The sequence below is a fragment of the Corynebacterium choanae genome (genome assembly GCF_003813965.1).
GTDB lineage: Bacteria > Actinomycetota > Actinomycetes > Mycobacteriales > Mycobacteriaceae > Corynebacterium > Corynebacterium choanae.
Window position 1 is genome coordinate 2,786,068 of the sequence record NZ_CP033896.1, and the last position, 13,176, is coordinate 2,799,243.

1 protein-coding gene is annotated in these 13,176 nt (G+C 56.3%); it reads right to left on the bottom strand.

What is annotated here, in order from left to right:
* Nucleotides 1-423 precede the first annotated feature (423 nt).
* Nucleotides 424-12,168, bottom strand: coding sequence for a DUF7507 domain-containing protein (locus CCHOA_RS09990; protein WP_123930199.1), 11,745 nt, complete (start codon nt 12,166-12,168; stop codon nt 424-426).
* Between the last annotated feature and the right edge of the window lie 1,008 nt (nt 12,169-13,176).

Genomic DNA, 13,176 nt, shown 5'->3' on the forward strand with positions numbered 1-13,176 from the left:
TGCGGCGGCGCATAGCAGGAGTACCGGTGCCTAACTGTTCGTGGTGCAGCCCCCTAGCGTGCCAGGGTCTTGCGTGCTGTCGTTGTGCAAGAATGCCGCAATCACAGTGCCCACAGCCATCGCCGGGGTGTGACTAGTGGCTGCGCGTCAACGGGGTTGCAGCAACGCGGCAGCGCTGGGGACACAGTGGGGTGAACCGTTCGAAACTAGTGGACACTTATTTACCCGTGGCCTGGGTGATGATCTTCCCTGTCGAATAATGCCGCGGTAGCTGCAGGAATCTGGCGATGCGCAAACGACCCATGGCTGTGTCAGAAGATATCTTCCGACACAGCCATGGGTGTTGTTATGCAGTTTTCGTTATCGTGTCCCGCCGCCTATTCAACAGGCAAGTTGCGGAATCCGGGCACAAACCTGGTTGGCTTAAGCCTGTTCTTCCTCTTCGCTGCGGCGACGACGCCAGGCGATAAGGAATACACCGGCCAGCAACAGCAACACTGCAATGATCCCTAAGGTGATCACGTTTGCACCAGTGCGTGCCAGCAGCGTGGAATTGCTGCCATGCGGCGACTGTGGTGCAGGTTGCTCAGGAACTTCCACTACTTCCGGTGCCGGGTTCGGGCTAACCGGTTGTGGGGTCACCGCAGGTAATGCCGGGACTGGCAGCTGTGGCACGAGCACTGGCAGTACCGCCACTGCCGGGATGAGAATCAGCCACCATGGCAGCTCAGGGGTCACCGACGAGGTGTCCTCATCGCCTTCGCTTGGCTTCACCTTGTCTGGTTCTTCCACATCCTTGACCGTGTACAGCGGATCGGTGGAGGCAACTGGAATGTCACTGTCAACACCAACTGCTGTCACCGTGATCGGAGTATTCCGCGGAATATCCCACGAGACTTCGAATTCGACGCTACCGCTGACCTGTTGGCCAGGCAGCAACTGCAGCGGGGCGAGGGTCTCATCGGCAGAGAACACAACCTTGCCATCTGCAGTAACCCGCAGCATCGCGCCGGTGGCTGGCTTGCCAGCAGCTGGTGCAACCGGATTACCTTGCGCATCGGTGACAGTAAAGACAGTTTCGTCGGTGATCGGGACATCAGCAATGGACGGCACAATGTTGACCAGTGCTTCGTCACCAGTGTTGCGCAACGTGATCTCGGCAGTCACCGTGGTTGCACCCGGTTCCGGGGTTACAGCCGTATCGGCGGTCTGCCCGTCACCCTTGGCAGCCTCGTCAGCGGTGATTTCACCGACGAAGATCTTCGACTCAATCGCCGGCTGTGGCAGCGGCGGTGGGGTTTGATCCACGTGCACCGTGTAGAGCGCATCAGTGGCAGCAACCGTAATATCGCTGTCGACACCAACTGCAGTCACCGAAATCGGAGTGTTCTTCGGCTCAGACCAATTCACTGCAAATTCGACCCGGCCAGCAATCGTCTGACCTGGTAGCAGATTCAGCGGAGCAAGGGACTCATCAGCGGAGAACACGACCTTGCCATCCGCAGTAACCCGCAGCATTGCACCTGCAGCCGGCGCACCAGCAGTCGGCGCAACAGGGTTGCCGGCAGCATCGGTGAGCACAAACTCGGCGCCCTCTTCAAGGGTGACACCCTCAACAGCCGGAACAATCTTCGTCAACGGTTCTGCAGCAGTATTCGACAACTGGATTGTTGCCTGCGCCGGTGTATCGTCGCTGAACTGCACCGCCTTCTCCGGGGTTTGGCCGTCACCCGTCGCACCGCCCTCATCGGTGGTGTCACCGACGAAGATTTTCGCATCAATCGTTGGTGTTGGCAGTGTAGCTGCTTGGGTGAAATACGGGTCGGTTGCCGTGACAACCTCACCGGTGAGCTGGTCTGCTGCAGTGACAGTGATATCAGTCTGCTTACCAATTTGGCTTGCTGCCACCTGCACCATGCCGGTCACCGACTGGCCAGGGGTGAGTACCACTGCCGGGAGCTGCGTATCCGCGGACAGCACCACATTGCCGGACTTGTCGACACGCAGCACCAAACCTGGAACTGGTTTCGTCAAGCCACCGGAGTTTGTCGTGGTAGTGATCGCATTGCCTGCCAGTGGCGTGCCGTCGGCATCCACCACCGTATAGGTGGCACCGGTGACATCACCGTCAGTGACAGCAACCGTGACACCAACCAAATTCACCGCCGAGGTGTTGGTCATCGACACATTTGCCATAAATGGTGTGTTTGGCTTCACGGCCACCGCAGTAGCTGCCGTATTCGCGTCAGCTGTTTCAGGTGATTCGCCAAAAATCTTGGCCGTAATCGCAGGATCCCGGTTCACGGAAGTAAACAGCGGATCGCTGGCGGACAGCCCTTCCCCAGTTTCCTGGTTGGTGGCAGTGGTCTTCACCACTCGTTCCACGAGCGGATCAACCTGGCCGGGAACCTCCGCGGAGACACGCACAGTCTGTCCGGCATCAAGAATCAATGCTGGGAGGGTGGCGTCATCACTCAACGCCAACGTGCCATCAGGGAGCTGACGCACAACCAGACCGGTGACAGGCTCGGTTGCCGGGTCGGTGATCTTCACCGAGTCTGCTGTAACAGGTTCACCACTGTCGTCAAGCACAGTCACCGGCATTCCAGCAAAGTCCACACCGTCAACCGCAAGTGCAACCCCGACCAGCGGCGCGTCACCGGAGTTGGTGGCGGTAGCAGTAATGGTCGTTGCGGTGTTCAGTGGCAGATTCACTGCTTGTTTCGCCGTGTTCCCGTCGCCAATGCCTTGGGTTTGTTCAGTTGCTTCGCTGATAAACAGCTTCGTGCTCAACGCCTGTGGCCGTGCGGCCACGCTGACATGAGCCTTTGCCGAAACAGGTGCTGCATCAACATCGCCGAATCCACCAGTTGCTGCAGCAGTGTTCTCCAGCGGGGAGGCTGCCAGCTTCGCTGGGGTGATCGTTTCGGTAGCGGTACAAATCGTCGATTTGCCCACCGCGAGACGACCTTCGCCGCGCTCGAAAGCCGGATCGGTACAGGTGATCTTGCCGCCGCGACCCACAATCTGGTCGTCCAAAACACGGATGTGCTCCACCGGGGTGTTGCCCGCGTTCGTGATCACAATCGAATAGTTGATTGTGTCCCCAACCAGTGCGTTTTCGGTCTTGTCAGCGCTCTTCGTGATCTCCAACTTCGGCACGCCTGAGGTAAACGTGGCGCTGTCAGTTGCGCTGACCCGCGCCTCGGCAGGGGTGTTCTTATCCTGCTCGGGGGTAAGACCCGTGGCGGTAGCCGTGTTGACTACTGTGCCTGCCTTCGCATCGTCGACGGTAACCACATGGGTTGCCGAAGTACACGACGCGGTGGCCTGCGGTGCAAGGGTACCTGGGGTGCACTGCAACGATGTGTCACCGAACATCGGATCGGTCACGACAACATCGTGCAGGGTTACGGAACCTGTATTGGTCACCGTGAAGGTGTATTCCACCTTGTCACCTGCGGCATAGAGTTCCTTGGCATCCTTGATGGACTTCTCCAGCAGCAGTGCGGGTGCACCACCAACGGTCACCGTTACCTCCGCCGAAGCAGTGACATCGACAACGTTGTCTTTGTCCTTTTCATCGGTAGATTCCACCGGCACACCATTGGATGTCGCCTTTACCGTTGCCGTGTTGGTGAGATCTTGTTTAGCATCCACCTCATCCTGGGTGATGATCTTTTCCGCTTCACAGGTCACCTTGTCGCCATTGGCAGCAAGTGTTGCACCAGACTTCGCGGCCGCTGGATCATCACAGTTCATCTCGTTGGCGCTAAACCACGGATCGGTGATCACCAGGTTCTCTAGCGGAGCATTACCGATGTTGGTTGCAACAATGGTGTAGGTGACCTTGTCACCAGTTACCAGACCACTGGTTGTATTGGCGGTCTTTTCCAGTTTCACCGCAGGGGTTGCAACCGCAACAGCCTTGTCATCCTCATCGGTCACGGTTCCACCAGGGGTGATCGGGGTACCGGTTTCCGAATCGATAAGGTTGCTGCGATCAGCTGGAGTAACACCGACAACCTTGGCCGTGTTCAGCAGCACACCGTTATCGGCGTCTGCTTCTTCCACACTGACCACATGCACCGGGGAGGTACAGGTGGTGGTAGCACCAGGTTCCAGTTTCGTGGCAGCACAGGTCATCGTCACCCCGGCGAACATCGGGTCGGTGACTGCAATATCGCTCAAGGTCACCAGACCAGTGTTGACCACGGTGAAGGTGTAGCGCACCTCGTCGCCTGCCACGTAGAGATCCTTCTTGGTCTCTGGGGTGACATCCTTGGTCAGGGTGATCCCCGCCTTGGTTGCGGTTGGCACCGTGGCGGTTGCCGCTGGCGTGGTGTCACGCAGTGGCGTGCCATTGTCGTCACCACTATTCGGGATGGTCCGCGACGCGGTGGCGGTGTTGATCTTCTCATCGCCGCCGTCCACCTCGTCTTGGGTGATCGTGGTCTGCGCGAAACAGGTCACGGATTCACCGGCTGCAATGCTGCCGATCGCATCCGGGGCAACCCCGTCTGCGGCCGGACGGATACCTGCCTCGATATCGGCTGCAGACACATTCGGATAGCAGGCAACATCGCTCGCACCAGCGAACTGCTCGTCGGTGACAACCACATCAGTTGCCGGGGCGTTACCACCATTAATGACTGTGACAGCCCATTCCACAACGGAACCAGCATTTACTTCACCATTGTCGGTCCCGCCGGAAACAATCCGCGATGCCTTCGTGGTGGCCAACTCGGCAGAGCCGGCCACAAAGCTGGCCTTCGCCGGATCAGAGGTGATCTTCTCCCCGCGGGGGTTCTCACCGCTGACCGTCGCCACGTTTTCAATCGTGTTGACAGCCTCGCCTGCAGTAGCATCCGTCTCGGTGACGGTGTAGGTCGCAGTACAGGTACCCGACTCGCCGGCGGCAAGACCCGGGCTGGTGAGTTTGTCTTCACAAACAATCACACCACCAGCAGCAGGAGCAGCAGCATTTGCATCCTCATCGGCCGTGCCGTCACCGGTTGTCTCGCCCGCATTCGTGGCGGCCGCAGCTTGCAGCATCGGATCGTCGACGACAATACCTGCCAGCGTCCGCTGACCTGTGTTCGTCACCGTAAACCGGTAGGTGACCTTGTCCCCTGCCAGATACAGTGCCTGCTGGTCAACGATTTCTTTCACCAGGGTGATGGCATCATCCTGGTTCAACCGTGCCGACTGCTTCGCAGTTGCTGAAACCGGCGGGGCGTTGCGGGTAGCACCGCTGACGGTTGCAGTGTTGTCAATGCTGTTGCCAGCATCAACATCAGCCTGAGTGACCACAATCGAAGCCACACAGGTGACCTTGTCACCAGGTTCTAAACTGCCACCAGCAGCAGATACCAGCTCCGGCTTGTCGGCACAGGTGACCGCGGAGACTTCCGAATCCGCGTCACCGGCAGCAGCAGCCACCCGATCAGCCACAAGCTGATCGACGAGCTTCACACCATCCAGCTTCGTCTTACCGCTGTTGGTGACCACAAACTCATAGTCGATACGGTCACCGACCCGGAAGACCCGGTCAGCTTCCACATTGATGAGCTTCTTTTCCAATTCGATGGCAGGTTGTGCCGTCGGATCGGTCACCTCATTGGAGTCGCCCTTCGGCGGGGTGATCGTAAACTCGCTGCTCGGCAGCACCGAGGTGTAGCTGGCGACGTTCACCAGATTGCCAGCGGCAATATCCTCAGCGGTTACCGTGTACGGATCTGAGGTGCAGGTGTATTCCGCACCTGGTGCAAGCTCGGTAGGCACACAGTTGATCGCCACACCCTTTTCGGCCAAGGCCGGATCGGTGATGGTGACATCCTTCAGCGTCGTCTTGCCGGTATTGCGGATGGTGAAGGAGTAGCTCACCTGGTCACCCTCCACGAGGAGTTCGGTCGCAGACGAGGTCTTCGCCAGCTCCAGCGATGCATCCTCGATGGTGTCAACCGTGGCGGTCGCTTCAGCCGGATCGGCGACGTTGCGGTTCGCATCGGTGCCGGTTGCCACAGCAGTGTTGCTGATGGTGACTGACTGATCGACGTCATCTTGGGTGATCTCGACGGTGGCGATACAGGTCGCGACCTCACCAGGTGCGAGGATCCCGAGTTCTGTAAAGCCGTTGGTGGCCTCGCGGCCGGCAACGGTACAGGTCAACTCGGTTACCCCACGGTCGCTGAGCATCTGGTCAGTGACCTTGCCATCCACCAGGGCTGCGGTACCGTTGTTGCGCACCGTGATCTGGTATTTCACCAGGTCACCAGCCACCAGGTTCTGCAGGTCCACACCTTCCTTGCCTGGCAGGGCAAGCTTTTCCACCACAATGCGTGGTGCACCAGTGTTCACCGTCACCGAAGATTCATTCGAGGTCACCGAGCTACCCTGCGGTGACGTACCACCGGCAGTTGCCGTGTTCGTCAGCGTCGACGGTTTTTCATTGTCGTTGCTGACATCAGCGGCCTGCACCTTGTAGGTGCCAACCAGTTCGACCGTCTCGCCAACCGGCAACACCTTCACCAGCTCGAGGCAGGCGGCATTGTCATCAGCACAGTGCACATCGCTAATCCGCGGATCGGTGATGGTCACATCCTTGATCGTGACATTGCCGTTGTTAGTCACTGTGAAGGTGTACGGCACTTCAGAACCAACGAGCAGGGTTTCATCAGCCTTTACCGTGGTGCTCTTCAGCAGGGTGAGCTGCGGTTTCGCTGCCGGCGGCGTCACCGTTGCGGTGTTATCGCTGTCGTCAGTATCAGACACTGTCTGCGCGGCAGGATTGCCATCCGTGCCGATGACCTTGGCGTTACCCGCGACGTCAATCGTGTTGGAGAGGTCTTTCGCGGCGTCAATATCGTCTTGCGTGTAGGTGACGGTAACACTACACACCGCGGTCTGACCAGCAGCAAGGTTCAGCGAACCGGAACCGCCCAGCACCGTGGTGTTGTCGCTTGCGTCAACACAGCTCTCGACCGCCAAGGTTTCTTTCTCAGCACGTCCGCTTAGCGTGTCAGCAATGGTGATACCGGTTACGGCCACATTGCCAGTATTGGCAACGGTGATCTTGAACTCGGTAGCACCACTATTTGCGAGCGAACCCTCGGTAGTGGTACCCCACTGCCCTTCACCGGTTGCCACTTCTTTCTTGGCTGTAATGCTCGGCGCAGCTGCTACTGGATCAACGGAAGCGGTATCAGTCTTCGGATCTAATTGCGTCAACGTGACAGAACCATCTTCGCCCGGCTTGTCGTAGCTAGGAACCGCGGCAGCAGTATTGACTTCCCGCTGCTGCGCATCAACGAATGCCTGGTCAGCGACATATTCGCCAACACAGAAGCGAGAAGCCTGCGGCGGAATCGCGGCAATGACGACAGTATCCTGCGCCCCAGCAGAGGGGTCAAGGTTTGCAGCATCTTCGCCACACACCAGAGCCACAGTGTTATCGGCAGAAGTAAATGTGTCATTGATCGCCACATTCTTCAGCGTCACATTGCCGGTGTTGGTCACCTTGATGACAAAGCGCGCTTTCTCCCCGAGCGTTAACGTTGCGTTCTCTGCACCATTGACCGTTTTTTCAATGGTGAAATCAGGTGCAGCATCAACAATCTGGTGATCTGCCGATCCGGTTGCGGTCACAGGTTCACCGTTATAGCTGCCGGTGATTGAAGCCTCGTTGTGCAGCGCCTGCTGACCGTCCACATCATCCTGGGTAACCGTGTAGGCAACCTTACAGGTGTAGGTGTCACCAACCGCCAAGGTGCCGCCCGGCGCCTGGGAAATATCGCCACGCGCAGTGGTCACATCTTGCACTGCTGCATCGACGATCGTGCAGGTGACCGTCGCACTATGCGCGGTCGCCCACGCATCGGTGACGACGACGTCCGCCAGCGGCACATTGCCGTTATTCGAGCCGGTGATCGTGAAGTTAGCCTCTTCACCGACGGTCCGCGCCGACGTAGGCTCATCAGCCGATTTCGTCAGCGTGACAGAACGCTTAACGGCACGTACAGCGAAGTCAACCGTCGGCACACTCGCCACCGTCGTCCCGTCAATGGTCCCGTCTTCCCGCAGGCCAGGAACCGTAAACGTTGGAGTAATCGCCGCAAACGGGTTATTCGCTTCCACCCCACCGTCGATCTGGCTGGCAGCGCTGATCGGTTCACCCGACTCAGCATCAGCGAAGAAGAAGCTCCGCTTAAAGCGCTTGCGTGCCGCATCATTATCGGCAACCTCAAACTTCACCTGATACTCGCCCGGCTTCACCTTCGGGAAGATATAGGTACCATCGGCCTTCAACACCGTCGTGACAGGCTGACCACCCTGCAGCACAGGGTTTCCTTGCGCATCCAGCAGGTGAACAATGATGTCACCGTCCTGCAGTTCGGTCACCTTCGGGGTATCAGTACCGATACCACCGGTGGTGGTTTCGCCTAGGTTAAACAGCGACCCGGAGATGCTTGGCGCAATAGTGATCGCCTGCGAATCGCAGCCATAGGAACCGGCACGGGTCGGCACACTATCGTTGGATTCAATGGTCTCCTCTGAGGAAGCTTCACAGCCAACTTGGCCGATGACCGTATTTGAGCCACCAGACACATGGTTGGTTACGGTACCGACTGCATCGCCAGTGACCTGAAGCTTCAGGGTAACAACAGCCTTTTTCTGCTTGCCGTTTTCCTCAACACCTGTCTTGGTCAGTTTGCCCGGAATCCACACAATGTGATCACCGTCGACGATTGGCGATTCACCAATCGCAGAAATCTCGGAAGCATTGTCATGGTTGTAGTCCTCATAGATCGTACCCACGGTTGGTTGTTCCGTGCCGACATATTTCAGACCAGCTGGAATAAAGTCACGGATCACCGGGGAGGCCAACACAGCGTCATTCTTCGTCGACACCGAGATCTGGAAGTAAACGAAATCACCTGCACCGATGAGATAGTCGGCTGGATCCTGACCGTCAACCTTCTTCTTTGCATCAGCAAAAGATTCACCGTCGGCAGGAATAATCACCGACTTGTTCACCTTGATCTCTGGGACATAGCTCACCCGTGCGACGGATGGCTTGATGGTGCCCAGATCCTGATCATTCATCGACTTCGAGCGGTTAGCCACCCGGTTGATTGCGATATCCTGATCGTCAATGCCGTCGCCGGATACATCGTTATTCGGCATGTTCATCGTGAACGGCAGATCAAATTGCCCGATCAGCGGCTTGTCAAAAGCAACGCGGAAGTAACGCACCTGTGACCAGTCAATGTTGTCCGGCTTGGTCTCAGCGGTAAACCACTGATTCTTGGCATTAAATGTGCTACAGTCGCTACCTTCTGGCCAAACGCTCTGCCCAACTGGAGCCATTTCTGGACGACACGGATCAATCTCGGTGGTGTACCAGACGGTTGCCGGCGCAGGACCGGTTTCCACGGCTTTCTGATCATTCAGATAGTTCACTTCAGGCAATGCAATGGGACCCGTTAACGTCGGGATGAGCGTTGACGAGTTAACAGCGGACTCATTAGTAATGTTGCCCTTGTCATCAAATTCAAGATGGGTTCCCGCCATTTCCTCCTGCGAGCCGCTGAAGGTATTCATTGGAACCCAGCGTTCAGCAGGAAGCGCATCGTAGAGTACGAAATCCTTAATCGGATTCGAGCCACCGGCTCCACCACGAATTGTCCACTCAACCTGCTTGGTTGCATAGGAAGTGAGTTCGCTGGAGTCTTTACCCGGCAAAAACTGCGTTGGGTTTTGATCGGTCTCGTCCTTATCGCCCTTGGCGTACTTGGAGATCGTGGACGCACCGAAAGCAAGTACCGTGAGCGTAGCCCTCTGTGGATGCCAACGTACTCGCTCATTACCGGGTGCAGTGCAGAGGTTGCCCTCAGGGCCTTCACAACCGACATTTTCAGTGTTATTGATATTGTCGGTGTTTGCAGCTATCGGCTGTTTTGGATCGGCCGTAGTGATCATCGAAAGTACCCGGCTGAACTTGTTGGTCAGCGATTCCTGATTATAATTTCCGGCTACTGCACCATCGTAATTAATCCAGATGCTAAACCCGCAATTACCATCATTTTGGCCAGCCGGCAGCTCCATACCTTCAGGAACCGTCCAAGTCCAGACTTCACCGCCGGAAGGTGAGACTTCAAACTCACCATCACTCGTCTTCGCCCGCGACCAAGTGACCTGACGTGGATCAAACGGTTTCAGCTCCGAACCAGCTGGGAATTTACCGTCTTGTGCAGCAACACAAGCGTTCGCGCTGCTGTCATTGGGCGAGTGAGGACCGCCGAAGGTGAAACCCTTTGGAAAAGCGACGACACCATACGGCCGATATGAATCTGGTGCACTTTTTGCCAAGTTCTGCGGCCGAATCGTAAGGGAAGCACGGCCACCCACATCACCGAAAGTGGTTGCACCAACGTAGATATTATGACGTGGCTGCGAAAACGATTCACGCACCCGCAACCTGGCAGTGCTATTAACCGAGTTCTGTCCATTTCCAGATTCGGTGGCTTCGCTTTGTTGATAGGTGATCGTCGCATCATTTGCGATTTCAACAATGTACCGCCGATCCAGCTCTTTGCCGTCAATAGCGTAGATATCTTCAGGCACATCAACATTTCCATACACCCGGAACGTCTGACGAGCAGAACCAAGCAGATTTTCAACATCCATCGTGAACCCAGTCGCCACAAAATCAGCTGGAAGTTCGATGGGGTAGCTCACAGAACTTGAGCTTTCTTGCTGCTCACCTTTGACGACAAATTCTTTGCCACCTTCACCTTTTACAGTAAGGGTGAACGCGGGAACACCCTGGTAGAGCTCCACTTGCCCGTCTGCGCCCTCAACCTTCTGCAAGGACAGGTCCATGACAAGCTTGTTGGGTTGGAAGTAGTAACCACCATTTGCCTGGTCATCGGCTTCTTTACAAGCACTGGACTTGTATTCTGCGTCTGCCCAGGTAGCACAAGTTTGCGACCGGAATTCGTCAACAATATTCAGCGGACCGTCCGCGCCGTTTACGGCAGAGAAACTGAAGTAAGGATTCGTCGTATGGTTGAACTCTGATTTCTGTTGCGTGACGGGATCCAACGCGCCACCAGAAGCACCTTTTCCGGCGCTACCATCGACTTCTCCCTCCTGCACCGAGGCAGAGGCATCAGAAGACACACCCTTCGAATTTTTCGTCAGCGGTTCCCCACCAATAGTTTTCAAACCGTCAGGGGCCCATCCCCAGGTGTTATCCCAGGTGTTAGTTTCATTCGTTGGCTTCTGCGTCGTACGAACGACATATTTAATTCGGAAACGGGCCAGCCCAGGGGTATTCACCGCATTATCAAGTTCTTTCGTCACATTGACGCGAATCTGCCGGGTGCCAGGATCGTAGGTAAAGTTTTCCTGGCTCAACATGTACGAGTTATCTTTCACGATAACTTGCCCCACATTCGATACATCGCCCGTAGCTGGGTTAATCTCCGGCTTCGCACCATGTGGATTAAGGAACCTTACCAGCTCGACACCCTCTGGCAGCGTGTCAACCAGCACACCGGTTACACCTGTAGTTCCCTTACGGATGTACTGCAGCTCGTAGGTGACATACGCACCCACTGGAGCCTTGCGCATATCTGCGCTTTTTGTCACCAAATTTTCAATAGTGCCGGTCAGCTCCATTTTCGCCGAACCGGTTTCTTGTTTCCCGTTGTAGGAATAGGTGTAGTTATACTGCTCCGAACCTGTAACTGTCGGGTTATCGTCCGACTTCCACACAACGGTAAAGGAGTTCTGACCGGCGGAAAGGCCCGTAAACGTCAAGGTCGGAGTAGACGAATAGGAATCTGCAACCTTGATCTGCCTATTCGCCGCAATGAGTCGAGCATCCGGCGCCAAAAGCGACGGCCGGTTCAGCTGCACGGTCACCTCCCCAGGGCAACCATTGCCACAGTTAATACTGATGGGAATCTGTATGTCTTCATTCCGACCAGTCTTACCCGATGTATCCCCTACCGATACCGTGACGCCATCGATAGCGGCATGCGCACTGGGGGCGGCAACGACTTGTCCAGTGAGGATGAGAATAAAGCTAAACAAGATCGCCGCGACCGTGCGGCTCAAGGCCTTGAGGTCGATCGACCCAGCAGATCCCTGTGGAGACATAGTGTCCTTTCGGTGGCACCAGGTGGTGCACAGGCAAGACGAACATTCGACTGAGCAAACTGATAAGTAGCTTCAATAGATTTATGACCTACTTATACAAATTTAACCTCATTAACCTACCACGTCACACCTAAAAGACATAGCCAAATACATGGCCTGACCACGGCCGATACACTGTTGTACCCCCCGAAAACGAACCCCTACCCGGTTGGCCGACCTTAAGCGAAAGCTAAAAAGGAGTACCAAAAATCGGTATTTAACTGGATGTTTAACTGAACCCGAGAGTCACCTCCACGGCTGGCACATCCAGCGGCACCGTAAGTCACCTACCCCCGGATTGGTGCGAAATACAGTAGTTCACTGCCCATTTAAGGGGATTTACTGTGCTCGGTTGTTACACCGCCGATCTACCCCCGACCAGCGGAACCTGTCAACTATCCCTTTCTTAAGAAACTGTTCGCCGCCGCTGTCTCACCAGATACCTTCATACCGTAGGCACCTGCCCGCCCGATGATTCCGGTGAACCACCAGCCGTCAGCCCGAAAGAAAAAGTGTAGTGGCATTGGAACAACAATATAGACAGTGTGTGGCGTGTTTCCTTGTTCCGAGGGATCGGCTACGCACCGGCGAGTGGTTTTCTGCATGGGCAAAGCCGCAGCGATGACAGGCTCATCTTGCAAGCTGCCCCCTCGTGCCATCAGAGCGATTGTATGGCAGCGGCATCCGATGTCACCGCCGCACAAGCAGCGACAAGCAGCCGTACTCGGTTCGCTGTTTGCACTAGTCCTCTGCTGCTGCGCGGAAGTCTCTGGTGTCTCGGTCCAAGATGGGCTTGCAGTGTTGGGTGGGCTTCAAATGTTCTCAGCCTCGCTGAGTCGCTTTCTCCAGGGCACCTCAACTGGATGGTCGCCAGTAACACGGTGGTGTGTTGCTGTGCTGGTCTCGGAATGGCCTGCACACCTTAGCAAACAACACCATGGTCACACCCTGCTACCGGCGGCGGCAAAC

Excerpts from the sequence above, each read along its gene's own strand:
- CCHOA_RS09990 (WP_123930199.1), bottom strand. The coding sequence starts at position 12,168 with ATGTCTCCACAGGGATCTGCTGGGTCGATCGACCTCAAGGCCTTGAGC.